The organism is Caulobacter sp. GW821-FHT09B08 (assembly GCF_059418225.1).
In genome coordinates this window covers 338,501-357,248 of record NZ_JBWKPL010000002.1, presented here as the reverse complement: position 1 = coordinate 357,248, position 18,748 = coordinate 338,501, and the positions used below count along the sequence as shown (strand labels likewise).

Genomic DNA, 18,748 nt, shown 5'->3' with positions numbered 1-18,748 from the left:
GTCCTGCCGGCGCCGGACCTCGGGTGAGCGCGCATGACCGGGTCGCAAGGAAACATCGTCGAGCGGGAGGCCGCCGCCTGGTGCGCCCGGGTGCGCGGCGAGATGGACGTCGCCGACTGGCAGGCCTTCACCGCCTGGCTCGACGCCTCGCCGGACCATCGCGAAACCTATGACGCCATCGAGGCCTTCTGGGAGGACATCGAGGCGGCGCCGGTCGCCGCGCCCACGCCCCTGCCCTTCGCACCGCGCCGCCCTGCCCGGCGCGCCACCTTCGCCTGGTCGCTGGGCGGACTGGCCGCGGCCGCCGCCATCGTGCTCGCCGTGCTGGTCGCCCGTCCTCCGGCCGAGCCCTGGCGGGAATACGCCACCCCGCCGGGCCACCTGCGCACTGTCGCCCTCGAGGACGGGTCGCGGCTGGTGCTGGGTCCGGCCACCACCGTGCGCGTGCGCCTGGCGCCGCGCCTGCGCGAGGTGGAGCTGATTGATGGAGCCTCGACCTTCGACGTGGCCCACCTGCCCGACCGTCCGTTCGAGGTGGCCGCCGGCGACCGCCGCGTGCGGGTGATCGGCACCGAGTTCGATATCGTCCGCCGCGCCGGCCGCCTGATGGTCACCGTCCGTCGCGGGCTGGTGGCCGTCACCGATCCCCGCGACGGCCATGCCGTGCGTCTGGCCAAGGGCCAGCAGCTATCGCACCAGGAAGGCGGCGCCGACCAGACGGTCCGCGCGACCGATCCCGACCGGGCCTTCGGCTGGACGCGCGGCCGCCTCTATTACGACGACACGCCCCTGGCCGAGGTGGCGGCCGATCTCAGCCGCTACGGCCCACTGAAGGTGCGGGTCGCCCCCGGCGCGGCCTCGGTGCGGGTGACCGGCGTGTTCGCCCAGGACGACCAGACGGCGATGATCCGCCGCCTGGAGGCCTTCGCCCCGGTCACGGCTCGATTCACGCGCGATGAAGTCATCCTTGAAGCGCGCTGACCTGGGCTGGAGCGTGGTCGCCGTCGCGGTGCTGGCGGCGACACCAGCCGAAGCCGCCGCTCCGGCCAGGGTTCGGCTGAACCTGTCCGCCAAGCCGGTCCGCGCCGCCCTGCTGGACCTGGCCCTGCAGGCCGGCGTGTCGCTGGGCGGCGACCTGGAGGGCTGTCGGGGCCGCGCCCCGCGCCTGTCGGGCGTGATGAGCCTGGACCAGGCCCTGGATCGGATCCTGGCCGGCTCGCATTGCGGCTGGAGCCGGATCGACGCCGAGACGATCCTGATCCGACGGGCCACGCCCAAGCCGGCGCCGCCCTCGCCCTCGACGCCGGTTCCCGACACCCAGGCTCCGCCCCTCGGCGAGGTGATCGTCACCGCCCAGCGCCAGCCGAACCTGCCCGGCCGCACGCCCTTCGCCCTGTCGGTGGTGTCGGGAGAGCGGGCGCGCCGTGACCGGATCGGCGGCCTGGGCGACCTCGACGGCGAGGTGGCGGGCCTGACCACCACCCACCTGGGTCCGGGCCGCGACAAGGTGCTGCTGCGCGGACTGTCGGACGGCGCCTTCACCGGCCAGACCCAGTCGATCGTCGCCCTCTATCTGGACGAGGTGCCGATCACCTACAGCGCGCCCGATCCCGACCTGCGCCTGGCCGACATCGAGCGGGTGGAGGTGCTGCGCGGCCCACAGGGCACGCTCTACGGCGGCGGCTCGATCGGCGGGGTGGTCCGCATCGTCACCCGCAAGCCCGACTTCGACGCGACCTCGCTGGACCTGACGGCCGGACTGTCGGCCACCCGCGGCGGCGGGCTGAGCGACGAAGTCGAGGCGGCGGCCAACCTGCCGCTCCTCCCCGGCAAGGCGGCGCTGCGGGCGGTCGTCTATCGCGAACGACAGGACGGCTACATCGCCAACACCACCCTAGGCCTGGACAAGGTCAACCGCGCCGACCGCCATGGCGGCCGCCTGGCCCTGCGCACCGCGCTCGGCGGCGACTGGCGGGCCGACCTGGTCCTGACCCATCAATCGATCCACAACGACGACACCCAGTACGGCCTGCGCCGCCTGGGTCCGCTGCTGCGCGACAACCTCGTGCGCGAGCCGCACGACAACAGCTTCGACCAGGGCTCGCTGACCGTCTCCGGCGAAGGGTCGTGGGGCCGGCTGACCGCCAGCGCCTCGCGCCTGGGCCACCACTTCACCAGCCGCTTCGACGCCAGCCCGGCGGCGGCCCTGTATGGTCTGCCCGACGGTGCGGCCGCCTTCGACGAGGCCAAGCGCACCGACCTTACCGTCGCCGAGGTCACCTACGCCACGCCGCAGGGCGGACGGCTGACGGGCCTGGCCGGCGCCTTCGTATCGACGGGCCATACGCGCACCGCCACGGCCCTGGGCCCCGCCAACGTCTCGACGGGCGCAGCCTATGCCGAGGCGCGGGACGACGACATCCGCGAGGCGGCGGTCTATGGCGAGCTGACCTACGCCCTCACCCCGCGCCTGTCGCTAACGGCCGGGCTGCGCTGGTTCGACTACGGCCTGGACATCAAGTCCCAGGTGACCCAGGCCGGAGGCGTCCGCGCCTTCGCCGGCAAGGCCGACGAGAACGGCTTCTCGCCCAAGCTGCTGCTGAGTTTCGCCCCCTCGCCCGACTGGCTGGTCTACGCCCAGGTGGCCGAGGGCTACCGGGCTGGCGGGTTCAACACGGCCGGACGCCTGGGCCAGGCCTACGACGCGCCCGGCGCCCCCGCCCGCCGCTATCGCCCCGACGAGCTGTGGAACTACGAGATCGGCGCCAAGGGCCGGTGGCTGGACGACCGGCTGCAGGTGCGCATGGCGCTGTTCCAGGCCGACTGGACCTCGATCCAGAGCGACCAGTACCGGGCCGACGGCCTGGCCTACACGGCCAATATCGGCGCGGGACACAATCGCGGGCTGGAGCTGGAGGCGGTCTGGCGGGCCACGTCCCGCCTGGACCTGACCGGCGCGACCCTGGTCAGCGACCCCAGCCTGAAACGGCGCGATCCGGCGCTGGGCGGCGTCGACGTGGCCCTGGCGGGGATCAACGGCGTCTCGGCCAGCCTCGGTTTCGACTACCGCCATCCGCTGGACGGCGAGCGGACCGTCCGCGCCAAGGGCCGCATGCGCTATGTGGGTCACGCCATCCTCGGCCTTACCAGCGAGCCGACCGCGCCCGACTTCGTCGAGGGCTCGGCCAGTCTGTCACTGGAAACCCCGCGCTGGACCCTGAGCGCCTATGTCGACAACCTGTTCGACCGAACCGCCGACAGCTTCGCCTTCGGTAATCCGTTCAACGCTCCCGCCGACGCCGAGGTGACTCCGCTTCGGCCCCGGACGGTGGGTCTGAGGCTGTCGGCGCGGTTCTAGGTCTCGTCCGTCTTGGTCCAGCGCGCGACTTGGCCGGCCGCCCAGGGTCCCGCGACCAGCACCAGGATCACCCGCACCACCTGGGCTGAGAGGATGAACGGCAGGTCTACGTGGGTGGAGGCGGCGATGATCAGGATGGAGTCGACGCCGCCGGGGCTGGTCGACAGATAGCCGGTCAGCGGATCGACGCCGCAGGCCAGGCTGATCATCAGGCCCGAGAGGCCGCACAGGACGATCAGGATCAGGGTCGAGCCGACGATCCTGGGCAGTGCGCGGGCGCTGTGGGCCAGGGTGGCGGGGGTGAAGCTGAGGCCAATGGTCCAGCCGACCACCGCATAGGCCATGGCCCCGAGAAGCGGCGGCACCTCGGGGTGCAGCCAACCCAGCCGCATCAGCACCGCGCCCGACAGGCCCGGGATCAGGAAGATGCCGGCCGGGAACTTCAGCATCTTGGACAGCGCCGCCCCGGCCAGGCCCAGCGCCGCCGTCGCGGCTAGGCCTGACAGGTGGACCGGCCCAAGCCAAGCCTTCGCGGGTCCGGCGTGCATGCCCGGCGCGGCCACATGGGCCAGGCCGATGGCGGCGGCCGCCACAAGCAGCACTCGGAAATACTGCATCAGTGCCACGGTGCGGGCGTCGGCGCCCATCTCCTGGGCCAGGGCGATCATGCTGGCCGCCCCGCCCGGCGACAGGCCCCAGACCGCCGTCGCTCCCTCGAACCAGCCCAGCCGCGCCAAGAGCCAGCCCAGGCCCAGGCTCATGGCCAGGGTGGAGACGGCGATCAGCAGGAAGGTCGGCAGGTGGCCCAGCAGGTCCGGCCCCAGGGCGGGGCCGAGGGCGGTGGCCACAAGGCAGCCGATCAGGGTCGAACTGGTCAAGCGCAACGGCCCGGGCGGCTTCAGGGTGGCTCCGGCCACGCCAAAGCCGATGGCCGTCACCAGGGGCCCCAGCAGCAGGGCCGCCGGCGCGTGGACCAGGGTCAGAACCGTGTCGGCCGCCACGGTGGCGGCGACCAGCAGCACCCACTGCGCCCAAGGGCGTCGGAGGATCTCGCGCGGGTTCATCGCCCCACGTGTCCCGACGCCCCGATGTGGAGCGGCTGGGGCGTCAAGCGGTCGTAGGCCGAGGTCCAGCCCAGGTCGGCGACGACGTCGCGATGACCCTGCCAGATCATGTGCCCGGCCACGTAGAGCACGATGGCGAGGCCGACGTAACCGATCCAACGATGGCGGCGCAGCAGGGCCGCGATCGCATTGGCGGCCAGGCCCATCAGGACGATCGACAGCAGCAGGCCCGACGCCAGCACGCCCGGATGCTCGAGCGCCGCACCGGCCACGGCCAGCACGTTATCCAGCGACATGGAGACATCGGCGACCAGCACCTGCAGGAAAGCCGAGCCGAAGGTCTTGGCCGGTCCAGCAACGTGGCCGGCTTCCTCCTCCTCGGCGGCGCGCAGGTCGCGCCACATCTTCCAGCACACCCACAGCAACAGCAGGCCGCCCGCCAGCAGGAGGCCCACCACGCCCAGAAGCCAGGTGGTGACCAGGGCGAAGCCGATCCGCAGCGCCACGGCGGCGGCCAGGCCGCAGACGATCACCTTGCGGCGCTGCTCGGCCGGCAGGCCGCCCGCCGCCAAGCCCACGGCGACGGCGTTGTCGCCCGCCAGGACCAGGTCGATCATCAGCACCTGGGCGAAGGCGGCCAGGGTCGGTCCCAGGTCGCCGATCAAGGGTAAAAGCATGATCCCGCCCCTCAGGCCGGCGCGACGAAGCGAGCCAGGGTGGGCTTGGGCAATCGCACCGGCCGGTGGCTCTGGCGGTCGATGCAGCACCACAGGCTGTTCACCTCGGCCAGCAGGCAGTCGCCGCGACGGATCAGGGTCTGGAACTGGGCCTTGACGCCCGCCGCGCGCTCGATGCCCGTGGTGGCCACGATGGCGTCGGTCAGGAAGGCGGGACTGCGGTAGGTGATCTCGTGCTTGAGGGCCACCCACAGGTGCCGCGCCACCGCCTCGGCGTCGGCGATCCGCTCCCAATGGGCGATGACGGCGGCCTGCACCCACTGCAGATAGACGGCGTTGTTGACGTGTCCCATGTGGTCGATGTCCTCGACCCGGACCGTCACCGGATAGTCGGTCAGCGGCCCCGGAGGCGGCTGGAGCGCCCCGCGCGGCGCTCGGGAAGTGAGAGGCATGGAGCGTCCTGGCGAAACGAAGGGCGGCCGCGGGAACGGCCGCCCCCGGGCCTTAAGCGGGCGCTAGTCGAGCTGGATGTCGAGCAGGCGCACGAACTGCTGGCCACAGTGCATGTCGCGCTCGACCACCCCGCCCTGGGGCGAGGTGCGCGCGTAGGAGATCTTGACCACGTTGAGGTCGGCCACCGGATAGTGGCGCACCAGGGCCGGATCGGCGCCGAACAGCCGCTGGAACAGCTGCGGGCCCAGGGCCGGATTGGCGTGGTGCTTCTCGAAGCTCTCGGGCCCGTCGAAGAACAGGTCGAACGTCACCCAGTAGGGGCCGGCGTTCTTGGACCGCACGTGGCGGCAGACATCCTTGACGGTCGTCATCACGCCGCTTCCTTCTTCTTCACGTCGATCCAGGTGGTGCGGACCAGTTCCATTGGGTCATCGACCTCGACCACGTGGTTGAGCTTGAACTCGTAGACGGCGCCGCGCTCGATGTCGGCCGGGGTGAAGGCGAAGCCGTAGCTGGGCAGTTCCTCGTCCTCGACGATCGGGAAGTGGAAGAACCAGGCGTTGCAGGCCTTGGCGATCTGGGTGGCCATTTCCTGGGTCGCGGCGGTGGCCACGAACAGCACGCCCACCTCGCGCGGGGCCGGCGTGCCCGGGGGCGGCTTGTCGCCCGACACGGCGTTCCAGCCATAGAGGCGCAGCGAGATGTGGAAGTTCCCGGCGGCCGCGCCGATCGTGCTGTGCACCCGATGGGTCAGGGCGGCCAGCATCTTGTCGTGGAACTCGTCCAGGCGCGACAGGACCTCGGGATCCTGGATGCCCACCAGCATGATCGTCTGGTAGCCGCCCGCCCCAGCGCCCTCGAGCTTCATGGTGTAGGGGGTCTTCTCCCACACCGAGCCGGTGACGCCCACCCGCCGCTCGTCCAGCGCCACGTAGCGCGACTGGGTGACGTCCAGCACGCCGCCCGGCTCGGTCAGGCGGAAGGGGTTGGCGTTCTCGTACAGCATGTGGGCCGAGACGCTGTGCGGGTCGCAGCGGTTCTCCAGGCTCAGGGTCTCGACCTCGAAACCATCGGCGCCGATGGTGATCAGCACGCCCGCGCCCTTGGTCCGGTAGACGGCGCACTGGCTGCCGCATTCGGCGACCTTGGCCGCGTGCCAGGCCGGTCCCCACGGCGCGCCTTTCATCAGGGCGAAGCTGGACAGCACGGCCGTGTCGGTGGTGCGGCCGCCCAGGATCAGGTCGGCGCCGGCCTCCAGGGCCGCGACATAGGGCTCGGCGCCCAGCACCGCCACGATGTGGTCGCACGAGTCGATGGTGGCGTCGTCCAGGGCGCCCAGCGGGGCCAGCGGCTTGACCCGCCCGGCCGCGTTGCGGGCCTTAAGCGAGGCCTTGTCCACCTCGGAATAGAGCAGCGCGATCTTGGGGTTCAGCCCTTGCTCGGCGGCGATCTCCAGGGCGATGTCGCGGGTCCAGTCGACATTCTTGTCGCCGCCGGCCTGGCCGCTGGTGCCGACGATGACGGGGATGCCCGCCTCGGCGCCGGCCTTCATCAGAATGGCCAGGTCGTGCTTCACCGAGGCGCGGTTGTTCTTCGACATGCCCAGGGCCAGGTAGGCCGCGCCGCTGTCGGTGGAGCCGGCGTCGGTGGCGATGGCATGGGCGCCCATCGCCAGACCGCGGCGAACCTCGTCCTCATGGACCCCCGCGCCGAGCGAACCGCACGGCACTATGATTTTGATCGGACCAGCCAACATGCGCTTCCACCACGAAAGGGCGCGGCCCTGTCGACCGCTTCACGAGAGACCTAATATCTTAGGATGCAGTATGTCAAGAAATTGGATCCAATTTTGGATTCAGATCGTCAGGCCGGTTTCCAGGGGCTCGGCGGGGTCGACGCGGTCCAGAAAGGTCGACAGCCTCTGGCTCAGGCCCCGCCCCTGCCGCAGCCCTTCGAGAACCTCGATCAGATAGGCCAGTTCCCGCCCCTTGCGGCGGCAGAGCTCGGTCAGCTTCTCGGCCACGATACGGTCGCGATCCTCGCCCGGCAGGTCGACCAGCCCGCCGATCTCCGACAGGCCATAGCCCAGCTGCCGCAGGGCCACGACCAGGGAAACGCGCGCCACCTCCTCCGGGTCATAGACCCGGTCGCCCCGCCGGCTGCGGCGCGCGACGACCAGGCCGCGCTCCTCGTAGAGACGCAGGGTGCGCGGCGTGACCTCCAGGCGGCGGCACAGCGTTCCGATCGAGACCCCCACCGCCAGCGTCTCGCCAGGGGCGGCCCGGCTCATCCCAGCGCCTCGGGAAGGCGGTGATCGGCCAGCAAGGTCCGCAGGCCGCGCTTGTCGACCTTGCCGGTCGCGCCCAGCGGAATGGCCTCCACGAACACCACGTCGTCGGGCATCCACCACCTGGCGATCTTGCCTTCCAGCCAGGCCAGGTGCGAGGCGCGGTCCTGGCCCGCCCCGGGCTTGAGCTGGACCACCAACACCGGCCGCTCGTCCCACTTGGGGTGCGGCAGGCCGATCACCGCCGCGACCGCGCAGTCGGCGTGACCCGTGGCTATGTTCTCGATCTCGATGGAGCTGATCCACTCGCCGCCGGACTTGATCACGTCCTTGGCCCGGTCGGTGATCTGCATCACCCCCATCGGGTCGACCGTGGCGATGTCGCCGGTGTCGAACCAGCCGTCGGCGTCGAGAATCGTTTCGTCGCGCCCGAAGTAGCTGGCCGCCACCGCCGGTCCGCGCACCATCAGGCGGCCGACGCTGCGCCCGTCGTGCGGCTGGACCTCGCCGTGCTCGTCCTTGACGGCCAGCTCCACGCCCAACGTCGGCGTGCCCTGTTTCAGCCGCCAGGGCATCTGGGCGTCGAGGCCCAGCCCCACCAGGGCGGCGGGCGGGTTGGACAGGGTTCCTATCGGAGAGGTCTCGGTCATGCCCCAGGCCTGGATGACCTCGACGCCGAACTCGTCATGGAAGGCGCGGATCAGGCTTTCGGGCACGGCCGAGCCGCCGATCAGCACCCGCTTCAGCGTCGCCACGCCCAGGCCGTTGGTCCGCAGGTGGGCCAGCAGACCCTGCCACACCGTCGGGACAGCGGCGGCGAAGGTCACCCCCTCGCCTTCGATCAGTTCGTGGATCGCGGCGCCGTCCATCTTCGGACCCGGCATCACCAGCTTGGCCCCGGCGGCGGGCGCGGCGAAGGCGATGCCCCAGGCGTTGGCGTGGAACATCGGCACGATGGGCAGGATCACCTCGGCCGGCGATGCGCCCAGGGCCGTGCTCTGCAGCCCCATCAGGGTGTGCAGGAAGTTGGAGCGGTGCGAATAGAGCACGCCCTTGGGATCGCCCGTGGTGCCGGAGGTGTAGCAGAGCGCGCAGGCGGTGTTCTCGTCGAAACCGCCCCAGACGGCTGGGGTGAAAGCGCCCGCGATCACCGCCTCGTAGGCATGGGCCGTCGTCGGACCGATGTCGAAGACCGCCCCGTCGTCGGCCAGCATCACCACCCGCTCGACGGTGGGACAGTGCGGCAGGATCGCCTTGAGCAGCGGCGCGAAGGTCAGGTCGGCGAAGATGATCCGGTCGCCGGCGTGGTTGACGATGTAGATCAGCTGCTCGGGGAACAGGCGTGGATTGAGCGTGTGGCAGACCGCGCCGATGCCCATCACCGCGTACCAGGCCTCCACGTGCCGGGCGGTGTTCCAGGCCAGTGTCGCCACCCGGTCGCCCGGAGCGATCCCCCAGTCCAGCAGGGCCGACGACAGCCGCCGGGCCCGGTCGTGAATCTGGGCGTAGGTGGTGCGCACCACCGGCCCCTCGACCGAGCGCGAGACCACCTCGCGGTCGCCGTGCCAGGTCCGCGCGTGATCCAGGATCTTGTCGACCGTCAGCGGCCAGTCCTGCATTCGCCCAAGCATGTTTCCTCACCGTCGCGCCTTCGACGGCGCGCTTCGAAATCAGAACGGAAATTGGCGCGCGGTCAGGCGCGCAGTGGAATCAGACGCGCAGCGGGATCGCGCCCATGGCCAGCGCCGAGACCAGCACCACCAGGCAGATCAGCACCGCCCACTTCAGGCTGAAGCGCTGGGCGTCGGCGACGTCCACGCCCAGCAGGCCGCAGGCCAGGTAGATCGGAGCCAGCAACGGGCTGAGCGCATGGACCGGCTGGCCGATCAGCGAGGCGCGGGCGATAGCCGCCGGCTCGATGCCGAAGCCCGCCGCGGCCTGGGCCACCACGGGCACCACGCCGAAATAGTAGGCGTCGTTGGACATCACGAAGGTCAGGGGCATGCTGACCAGGGCGGTGATCGGCGCGAGATACGGACCGACTTCCGGCGGAATGATCGACAGGGCCGACTTGGCCATGGCGTCGGCCATGCCCGCCCCGTTGAGGATACCGGTGAAGGCCCCGGCCGCGAACAGCAGCACCACGACGTTGACCACGTTGTCGGCATGAGCCGCCAGTCGCGCCTTCTGGTCCTTCAGGGACGGATAGTTGACGGTGATGGCGATGGCGAAGGCCGACATCATCAGCACCGGCAGCGGCGCCAGGCCCGAGACCATGCCCACGATCAGCACCACGGTCAGGGCCAGGTTGAACCAGAAGAGCCGGGGCCGGCGGATGGCGCGCACGCCGTCGCCGTCGGTCGGGGCGGGATTGGGGGCGAAACCGTCGTTGGCGGTAGCCGTACGACCGGCCAGCCGCTTGCGCTCGGAGCGCCCGAACATCCAGGCCAGGCCGAAGACGGCCAGCAGGCCCACCGCCGCCGCCGGCAGGATCGGCCCGACCACTTGGCCCAGGTCCACATGGGTGGCCGCCGCCGCGCGCGCCGCCGGCCCGCCCCACGGCACGTAGTTCATCAGCGCGTTGGTCAGGCCCAGCAGGGTGGCCAGGATCAGCGGGTTCATGCCTACGCGCCGATAGACCGGCAGGAAGGCGGTGATCACGATCAGGGCCGTGGTCGTGCCGTCGCCGTCCAGCGACACCGCGGTGGCCAGGATCGCCGTGCCCAGGCTGATCCGCAGCGGATCGTCGCCGACGATCGACAGCACCTTGCGGACCAGGGGCTCGAACAGGCCCGCGTCCATCATGATAGCGAAGTAGAGCACCGCGAACGACAGCATCAGGGTGGTGGGCGCCACCTGCAGCACACCATCCAGGATCATGTCGCCCAGCTTGGGACCCGCGCCCGCCAGCAGGCCGAACACGATCGGCACGATCAGCAGGGCCGCGACCGCCGACATCCGCTTGGTCATGATCAGGGTCATGAAGGTCACGACCATCAGCAGGCCGAGAACGGCGGGCTGGCTCAGAACGTCGATCACGAGGCGGTCTCCGGGATCAGAATGGGCCGGGCGGACGCGAAGGTCCGGATGCGGCGGTTGCATGGAGTGACTTGCGCGGTCTCGGGGCGACCGGTGTAAGGAAGGGGGCGCGCATCGGGGAGCGCGCGCATATCGATCAGAGGGCGGACATGACGGCGGCGACGGCTCAGGAACAGGAACACGGCGCGGGCGGCTTGGACACGCCCCACACCGAGCCGGCGACTCACACGGCCCTGACGAGTCTGCGCGAGCGGATCGTGACCGGCGAGATCGCGCCCGACGCCCGGTTGCGGGCCGAGGCCCTGGCCACCGAGATGAACGTCTCGCGCACCCCGATCCGCAGCGCCCTGGCGGTGCTGTCGGCCGAGGGGCTGGTCAGCTACAGCGTCAATCGCGGCTACACCGTCCGCGCCATGTCGCTGGGCGACATCTTCGATTCGATCGACACCCGCGCGGCGCTGGAGGGCCTGGGAGCCCGAACCTCGGTGGACCTGGGCTGGGCTCCGGAGGCGCTGGACAATCTGAAGCGCCTGGCCGCCGCCGGCCGCGCCGTCACCGACGCCGGCGTCTGGTCCGAAACGATCGAGCGCGAGTGGTACACGATCAACCGTCAGTTCCACGCCCAGATCCTTCACGCCGCGCAGAACACGGTGCTGCGCAACGCCATCCGCATGACGCTGGTCTATCCGCTGTTCGGCGACGCCGCGCGTCTGTGCCCGACCGTGGCCGCGTGCGTCCCGCCGCGCCTTCGCCAGGTGCCCGTCACGCCGCCCGATCACATCCTCCAATCGCAGGACGATCACGAGAAGATCCTGGCCGCGATCCTGGCCGAGGACAGTTTGGAGGCGGGGCGTCTCATGTCGGACCACGTTCTAGCTACCAGGACCCGTCTGCACGCGGCCGCCATACGGCGGTGACGGCGAAGGTTCCTCCCTTGAGCCTTCATAGACACATCCATTCACCACCGCAATTGCATCCAGTTTATTGACGGATGTGATCCAACTCCCCTAAGGTCTCTCCACGGCAGGGCTTGATCGCTGCCGCAAGAACGAAAATGGGGAGTTGAAACATGGCGGTCAGCCGCAAAGCCTTGATCTGTGGACCGGCGCTGGTGGCGCTGCTAGCGGCCGCTCCGGCGCTGGCCCAAACCGCGCCCGCCCAAACCGCGCCCGAAACGGTCCAGATCGAGGAAGTCGTCGTCACCGCGCAGCGTCGCAGTGAAAGCCTGCAGGAGGTGCCCGTCACGGTGACGGCCTTCGGCGGCGAACAGATCCAGGAAGCCCGTATCCGGCAGATCGACGACGTGGCGGGGCTGACGCCCGGCCTGAGCTTCGACGCCTTCCCCGCCTCGCAGCCGCGCATCGCGATCCGCGGCATCGGCTCGTACGACCGCGGCGCGGCCGGCGATCCCAGCTCGGCAGTCTTCCTCGACGAAATCTATCTGGGCCGCCCGGCGGCCGTATCGTTCGACGCGTTCGACGTCGAGCGCATCGAGGTGCTGAAGGGCCCGCAGGGCACGCTGTACGGCCGCAACGTCGTGGGCGGCGCCGTCAACGTCGTTTCGTACAAGCCCAGCCTGAGTGGTTTCGACGCCGCCGCCGAGGTGACGGCCGGCAACTACAGCCGCCTGGAAGGCGCGGGCATGATCAACGCCCCGTTCGCCGACGGCAAGGCGGCCATCCGGGCCAGCGGCAGCTGGCGCACCCACGACGGCTATGTGAAGAACACCTTCACCGGCGACGACGTCGAGGACCAGGACACCCGCAGCGGCCGCCTGTCGCTGCGGTTCGAGCCGACCGAGAGCGTGCGCTTCCTGGCCACGGTGGACGGCACGCGCAGCCGCGAGACCGGCCCCGCCCAACACGTGCTGGACCTGGACGACAGCGACCCGATGTCGGGGCTCTGGACCATCGACCGCGACCGCAAGCACACCGCCGGCTCGGACGACGGCTACCAGAACAAGGACACCTGGGGCGTGCGCTTCCAGGCCGACTGGGACCTGTCGTTCGCCACCCTGACCTATCTGGGTTCGTACCGCGACCTGGACTACCACGCCGCCTACGACTTCGACGGCGGCAACCCGACCACCAACTTCATCGGCATTTCCGGCGGCAACGACGAGAAGTCCGACTTCTCCAGCCACGAACTGCGCCTGTCGTCGCTGCCTAGCAGCCCGGTGCGCTGGGTGGCCGGCCTCTACACCTTCCGCAACGACACCGATCGCCTCGACAGCCTGGTGCTCGACATCGGCGGGGCGGGCACGGAGGTCTACACCCAGTCGGCGGGCCTGAAGAGCTACGCGGCCTTCGGCGACGTGACGGTTCCGGTCAACGACCGCTTCTCGCTGATCGGCGGCCTGCGCTATTCGAAGGACGAGAAGGACTACCGCGTCGACAACCTGGCCGGCGACTCGATCTTCCGCGGCGACGAACGCTTCGCCGTCTCGGTGTCCGACACCTACAAGGCCTGGACCTGGCGCGCCGGCTTCGACTTCAAGCCGGCCGATCACCACATGCTCTACGGGATGATCTCGCGCGGCTTCAAGAGCGGCGGCTTCCAGGACACCCCCGGCAACGCCGCCGACGCCGCCGACGGCTTCGATCCGGAATACGCCACCCAGTACGAGGTGGGCCAGAAGAGCACCTTCCTGGGCGGGACGCTGGTCTGGAACAACACCCTCTACGTCATGAAGTACGAAGATCTGCAGACCCGGCGCACCCTGCCCGACCTGTCGGTCGTGACCGACAACGCCGGCAAGGCCACGATCAAGGGTTACGAGAGCTACCTGGCCTGGCGTCCGTTCGGCGGCGCGCGCCTGGTGGTCAACTACGGCTACACCGACGGCAAGTTCGACGAGTTTTCGCCGGAACCGGGCATCGACTACTCGGGCAACCGCATCTCGCGCACGCCCAAGCACAAGCTGGTGCTGTCGCCGTCCTACGACCTGGCCCTGCCCCAGGGCGGCGACGTCCGGTTCGCCGTCGATTATCGCTATGAAAGCAAGATCTTCGACGACAATTCCAACACCGGACCCGAGCGCCGCGACCCGACCAGCTTCTACGACGCCCGGGCCGTCTACACCGCGCCCGGCGATCACTGGACGGTCTCGCTGTGGGGCAAGAACCTCTCCAACGAGACGACCCGCACCTACCAGGCCGTCTTCCTGGGCGCCAACTTCGGGGCCTACAACCCGCCGCGCACCTTCGGCGTGACCCTGAACTGGAAGCACTGATCGCCGACCGGCCGCTAGCCCTTCCGGGGGGAGGAAGAGGCTAGCGGCCTTCCGGACACCGTCCGGATCCACGTGGAGCTGTAGGCTCTGCGGCTCCACGGGGATTTCCTAAAAGCGGTAGCCGACGGCGATGGCGGCGCTGAACTGGTCGGCGCTGCCCCCGTTCTTCACCAGCGGACTGTCGGCGAAGTCGCCGGTCAGGCGCTTGTAGCCGCCCAGGACCTGCAGGTTCCAATGGTCGGTCAGGGCGTAGCCGACCTTCACGCTCAGGGCGACGTCGCGCACCCCGCCCTTCAGGTCGTAGGTCGGCAGGCCGCTGACCGCCGACTGGGACGGCGTGACGCCGAAATAGGTCTGGGCGTATTTCTTGTCGACGATGTCGAGCTTGGCCGAGCCGCCCACCGACCAGCGCCCGTTCAGGCGACGCCCGTAGCTGATGCTGACCGCCCCTACCCCGCCGTCGAAGGTGTCGGACGTGTCGGTCATGTAGTTGGCCATGACCGTCAGTTCGTCGCGGTCGGAAAAGACGGCGCGGCGCGAATAGGCCACGAAGCCGCCGGCCTCCAGCGCGTCGTCGATCTCCGGCAGCTTGGCCACCAGCGGGTTCTTCACCCCGTCGTCGCGCTTGTTCTCCACATCGATCATCGGACCGAAGGCCAACCCTTCGAACGGCGAGACGTTGAGGCGGACCTGCTCGCCCTGGAAGTCGAGATAGAACGTGCCGTAGTTGATGCGGCCGGCGACATAGGGGGTGGCCTCCAGGTCCTCCGAGCCGAGATAGTCCGGCCGCATGCCGGCCCCGATGGCGATGTTCCCCGACCAGGCCCGTTCCTCCTTGGCCACGGCGGGCGTGGCGAGCAGCGGCAGGAAGGCCAGCAGGGAGCCCATGGGTAGAAGCCGCATCGATGTCTCCTAGCGACGCGCGCCCAGGACATCCGAGCGCTTGCAATACGCCCAAGACGCCGCCCGCCGGAGCTCACCCTCCGAAATTCTGCATCCCAAATTGAATATTTTCGAATTCAGTTATCATTGATCATCTGCAAGGCTGCGATGAGCCTTGCGGGACGGCGCGAACGGCGCCGAACTGCGCCGAAAATGACAAGGGTGGAAACATGGCCTTCGGCGACTATCAGAACGAGATCTATTTCCGAGGCCTGTCGGGCGTGGTCCCCAAGGTGCCCGTGGACGCCGCCGGGCTGGAGGCGCGGGCCATCGCCGCCATGCCCTCCTATGTCCGCGACTATGTCCAGGGCGGCTGCGGCGACGAGCTGACCCAGAGGCGCAACACCGAGGCCTTCGGCCGCTGGGGCATCGTCCCGCGCATGATGGTCGACAGCGCCAAGCGCGACCTCTCCATCGAGCTCTTCGGCCACCGCTATCCGACGCCGCTGTTCATGGCCCCTATCGGCGTCATCGGCATCTGCGCCCAGGACCAGCACGGCGACCTGGCGGCGGCGCGGGCCAGCGTGGCGACCGGCGTGCCCCTGACCCTTTCGACCCTGTCCAACGACCCGCTGGAGACGGTGGCCCAGACCCTGGGCGACCAGCCCGGCTTCTTCCAGCTCTACACCCCGCGCGATCCCGACGTGGCCGCCAGCCTGGTCTCCCGGGCCGAGAAGGCCGGCTATCGCGCCATCGTCGTCACCCTGGACACCTGGGTCACCGGCTGGCGGCCGCGCGACCTCAACACCGGCAACTTCCCGCAGCTGCGCGGGCACGTGCTGTCCAACTACTTCTCCGATCCCGCCTTCAGGAAGCTACTGGAGAAGCCGCCGCAGGAGGATCCCGCCGCCGCCGTGCGCGCCTGGACCGGCGTGTTCGGCAAGGTGCTGACCTGGGACGACATGCCCTGGCTGCGCAGCCTGACCAAGCTGCCGATCATCCTGAAGGGCATCTGCCATCCGGACGACGCCCGGCGCGCCATCGACCTGGGCGCCGACGGCATCTACTGCTCCAACCACGGCGGACGCCAAGCCAACGGGGGCCTGGCCGCCATCGACATGCTGCCGGGCGTGGTCGAGGCGGCCGGCGACACGCCGGTGCTGTTCGACTCCGGGATCCGGTCGGGGACCGACGTCGTCAAGGCGCTGGCCATGGGCGCCCGCGCCGTCGGCGTGGGTAGGCCCTACGCCTACGGCCTGGCGCTGGACGGCGCCGAGGGCGCGGCCCACGTGCTCAAGTGCCTGCTGGCCGAGGCCGACCTGCTGATGGCGGTCGATGGCCATCCGACCATCGCCTCTCTCCGCGAAGCGGGCCTGGTTCGGGCCGTCTAGCCCGCCTGGGCCAGCGCCTCTGCGATGGCCCGGCCGCAGGCCTCGGTGCCCAGCGGGCCACCGAGGTCGCGGGTGCGCAGCTCCGGCTGGGCCAGCACGGTCTCGATGGCCGTGACCACCGCCGCGGCGGCCTCGGGCTCGCCCAGATGGTCCAGCATCAGGGCCGCCGACCAGATCTGCCCCACCGGATTGGCCACGCCCAGGCCCGCGATGTCGGGCGCGGAGCCGTGCACGGGTTCGAACAGCGAGGGGAAGGTCCGCTCGGGATTGATGTTGCCGGCCGGGGCGATGCCGATGGTGCCCGTGCAGGCCGGTCCCAGGTCCGACAGGATATCGCCGAACAGATTGGAGGCCACCACCACGTCGAACCAGTCGGGATGCTGGACGAAGTGCGCCGTCAGGATGTCGATGTGGTACTTGTCCCAGCGCACCTGCGGATAGTTCGGCGCCATGGCTTCGACCCGCTCGTCCCAGTAGGGCATGGTGATCGAGATGCCGTTCGACTTGGTGGCCGAGGTCAGGTGCTTCTTGTCGCGCCGCGCGGCCAGGTCGAAGGCGTATTTCAGGATGCGGTCGACGCCCACGCGGGTCATCACCGTCTCCTGCATCACCACCTCGCGCTCGGTGTCGGGGAAGATCTTGCCGCCGATCGAGGAGTACTCCCCCTCGGTGTTCTCGCGCACCACGTAGAAGTCGATGTCGCCGGGCTTGCGGCCCGCCAGCGGACTGGGCACGCCGGGCATCAGCTTGACGGGGCGCAGGTTGACGTACTGGTCGAACTCGCGCCGGAACTGGATCAGCGAGCCCCACAGCGAGACGTGGTCGGGCACGGTCTCTGGCCAGCCCACCGCGCCGAAGAAGATGGCGTCGTGGCCGCCGATCCGGGCCTTCCAGTCGGCCGGCATCATCGTCCCGTGCTCGAGATAATAGTTGCACGAGGCGAAGTCGAAATGGTCGAACGCGAACGTACAGCCGAACCGCGCCGAGACCGCCTCCAGCACCCGCAGCCCCTCGGGCACCACCTCCTTGCCGATCCCGTCGCCGGGGATCACCGCGATCCGATACTGGCGTTGATTGGTCATGCGAGAGGCTCCGAGGAAGGCGGGGCGTCGATCAGGATCGCCCGGAAATCGTTGACGTTGGTGCGGGTCGGACCGGTGATCACCAGGTCTCCCAGCGCTTCGAAAAAGCCGTAGCCGTCGTTGTCGGCCAGCCGTTCGGCGGGGTTCACGCCCAAAGCTTCGGCGCGCGCCAGGCTGTCGGGCGACAGCAGGGCCCCGGCGTTGTCCTCCGAGCCATCGACACCGTCGGTGTCGGCCGCCAGGGCGTGGATGCCGGCCTCGCCCTGCAGCGACACAGCCAGGGCCAGCAGGTATTCGGCGTTGCGGCCGCCCCGCCCTCCCCCGCGCACCGTGACCGTGGTCTCGCCGCCCGACAGCAGCACGCACGGCAGGCCGACCGCCCGTCGCCCCTCGGCGATCTGCAGAGCCAGGGCCGCGTGCTCGACCGCCACTACGCAGGCCTCGCCCTCGATGGCGTCGCCCAGCACGACGGGGTTGAGGCCACGCCGACGCGCCTCGCGGGCCGCCGCCTCCAGCGCGTCGCCCGGACGGGCCACCAGCACGGTCTCGCCGCGCGGAACCGTCTTCGGCGTCTCGCTGCGTGGATCCTCCAGCCAGTAGCGGACGTGGTCGGGTACGGCGATCTTCCGGCGCTCCAATATGGCCAGGGCCTGCCTGCGGGTGCTGGAATCGGGCGTGGTCGGCCCCGAGGCGATCACCGACACGTCGTCGCCGGGAACGTCCGAGATCGCCAAGGTCACCACCCGGGCCGGCGCGGCCAGCTGGGCCAGCCGCCCGCCCTTGACCGCCGACAGATGCTTGCGAACGCAGTTGATCTCGTCGATCGGCGCGCCGCTGCGCAGCAGGGCCCGGGTCACGTGCTGCTTGTCGCCCAGGGTCAGCCCCGGCGCGGGCGCGGCCAACAGGGCCGAGCCACCGCCCGACAGCAGGCACAGCACCAGGTCGTCGGGGGTCAGGTCGCGCAGCAGCTCGACCATGGCCGCCGTCGCCGCCATGCCGGCCTCGTCGGCGACGGGATGAGCCGCCTCGACCACGACGATTCGTTCGCAGTCGACGCCGTGACCGTAGCGGGTGATCACCAGCCCCTCGAGCGGTCCGTCCCAGTGGGCCTCGACCGCCGCGGCCATGGCGGCGGCGGCCTTGCCGGCCCCGATGACGACCGTCCGTCCCTTGGGCGGCGCCGGCAGATGCGGCGGCACGCACAGCGCCGGCGAGGCGGCCGCCACCGCGGCGTCGAACATCGCCCTCAAGGCCTCGCGGGCCTGCTGGTTGGTCACGTGGCC

16 protein-coding genes are annotated in these 18,748 nt (G+C 70.1%); 5 read left to right on the top strand and 11 right to left on the bottom strand.

The genetic code is table 11. The annotated features are described in order from the left end of the window. Positions 1-33 precede the first annotated feature (33 nt). Entirely contained in the window at positions 34-981 is a 948-nt protein-coding gene (locus tag AC07OA_RS08050) for a FecR family protein (RefSeq protein WP_494663267.1), read from the top strand. After that, a complete protein-coding gene (locus AC07OA_RS08045; protein ID WP_494663266.1) occupies positions 968-3,358 on the top strand; it encodes a TonB-dependent receptor in 2,391 nt (796 codons plus the stop codon). Before AC07OA_RS08050 ends, AC07OA_RS08045 begins: the two co-directional genes overlap by 14 nt. Here the strand turns inward: AC07OA_RS08045 and AC07OA_RS08040 are convergent. The 8 genes from AC07OA_RS08040 to AC07OA_RS08005 form a co-directional block, all read right to left on the bottom strand. After that, positions 3,355-4,422 carry an AbrB family transcriptional regulator gene (locus AC07OA_RS08040; protein ID WP_494663265.1) on the bottom strand — a complete coding sequence of 356 codons (1,068 nt, stop codon included), beginning with the start codon at positions 4,420-4,422 and terminating at the stop codon, positions 3,355-3,357. The genes AC07OA_RS08045 and AC07OA_RS08040 overlap by 4 nt on opposite strands. Beyond that, complete coding sequence (locus AC07OA_RS08035) at positions 4,419-5,099, bottom strand: TerC family protein (protein ID WP_494663264.1); 681 nt, start codon at positions 5,097-5,099, stop codon at positions 4,419-4,421. Before AC07OA_RS08035 ends, AC07OA_RS08040 begins: the two co-directional genes overlap by 4 nt. Positions 5,100-5,110: 11 nt before the next feature. Then, a complete protein-coding gene (locus AC07OA_RS08030; RefSeq protein WP_494663263.1) occupies positions 5,111-5,551 on the bottom strand; it encodes an acyl-CoA thioesterase in 441 nt (146 codons plus the stop codon). A gap of 63 nt (positions 5,552-5,614) precedes the next feature. Beyond that, positions 5,615-5,923, bottom strand: coding sequence for a DUF4387 domain-containing protein (locus AC07OA_RS08025; RefSeq protein WP_494663262.1), 309 nt, complete (start codon positions 5,921-5,923; stop codon positions 5,615-5,617). Then, the gene (locus AC07OA_RS08020) at positions 5,923-7,221 is read right to left on the bottom strand and encodes an acyclic terpene utilization AtuA family protein (protein WP_494663261.1); all 1,299 of its coding nucleotides are present in this window, start codon (positions 7,219-7,221) and stop codon (positions 5,923-5,925) included. The genes AC07OA_RS08025 and AC07OA_RS08020 overlap by 1 nt, the downstream gene beginning before the upstream one ends. Before the next feature lie 186 nt (positions 7,222-7,407). After that, positions 7,408-7,842 carry a MerR family transcriptional regulator gene (locus AC07OA_RS08015; RefSeq protein ID WP_494663260.1) on the bottom strand — a complete coding sequence of 145 codons (435 nt, stop codon included), beginning with the start codon at positions 7,840-7,842 and terminating at the stop codon, positions 7,408-7,410. Continuing rightward, positions 7,839-9,470 (bottom strand): long-chain-fatty-acid--CoA ligase, encoded by a 1,632-nt coding sequence (locus AC07OA_RS08010; RefSeq protein WP_494663259.1) that lies wholly within the window; start codon positions 9,468-9,470, stop codon positions 7,839-7,841. Before AC07OA_RS08010 ends, AC07OA_RS08015 begins: the two co-directional genes overlap by 4 nt. Before the next feature lie 79 nt (positions 9,471-9,549). Continuing rightward, positions 9,550-10,878 (bottom strand): CitMHS family transporter, encoded by a 1,329-nt coding sequence (locus AC07OA_RS08005; RefSeq protein WP_494663258.1) that lies wholly within the window; start codon positions 10,876-10,878, stop codon positions 9,550-9,552. 149 nt (positions 10,879-11,027) lie between these two features. Between AC07OA_RS08005 and AC07OA_RS08000 the strand changes: the two genes are divergently transcribed. Then, a complete protein-coding gene (locus AC07OA_RS08000) occupies positions 11,028-11,795 on the top strand; it encodes a GntR family transcriptional regulator (RefSeq protein ID WP_494663257.1) in 768 nt (255 codons plus the stop codon). 152 nt (positions 11,796-11,947) lie between these two features. Then, positions 11,948-14,110 (top strand): TonB-dependent receptor, encoded by a 2,163-nt coding sequence (locus AC07OA_RS07995; RefSeq protein WP_494663256.1) that lies wholly within the window; start codon positions 11,948-11,950, stop codon positions 14,108-14,110. 108 nt (positions 14,111-14,218) lie between these two features. Here the strand turns inward: AC07OA_RS07995 and AC07OA_RS07990 are convergent, their stop codons facing one another. Next, positions 14,219-15,013 (bottom strand): MipA/OmpV family protein, encoded by a 795-nt coding sequence (locus AC07OA_RS07990; RefSeq protein ID WP_494663255.1) that lies wholly within the window; start codon positions 15,011-15,013, stop codon positions 14,219-14,221. 209 nt (positions 15,014-15,222) lie between these two features. On the opposite strand from AC07OA_RS07990, the gene AC07OA_RS07985 reads away from it, so the two are divergent. Next, positions 15,223-16,383: a lactate 2-monooxygenase gene (locus AC07OA_RS07985; protein WP_494663254.1), complete on the top strand. Its 1,161-nt coding sequence runs from the start codon at positions 15,223-15,225 to the stop codon at positions 16,381-16,383. Here AC07OA_RS07985 and AC07OA_RS07980 read toward each other — a convergent pair. Then, entirely contained in the window at positions 16,380-17,465 is a 1,086-nt protein-coding gene (locus tag AC07OA_RS07980; protein ID WP_494663253.1) for a tartrate dehydrogenase, read from the bottom strand. The two genes, AC07OA_RS07985 and AC07OA_RS07980, sit on opposite strands and share 4 nt — an antisense overlap. Then, positions 17,462-18,742: a glycerate kinase type-2 family protein gene (locus AC07OA_RS07975; protein WP_494663252.1), complete on the bottom strand. Its 1,281-nt coding sequence runs from the start codon at positions 18,740-18,742 to the stop codon at positions 17,462-17,464. Before AC07OA_RS07975 ends, AC07OA_RS07980 begins: the two co-directional genes overlap by 4 nt. Positions 18,743-18,748: the final 6 nt, after the last annotated feature.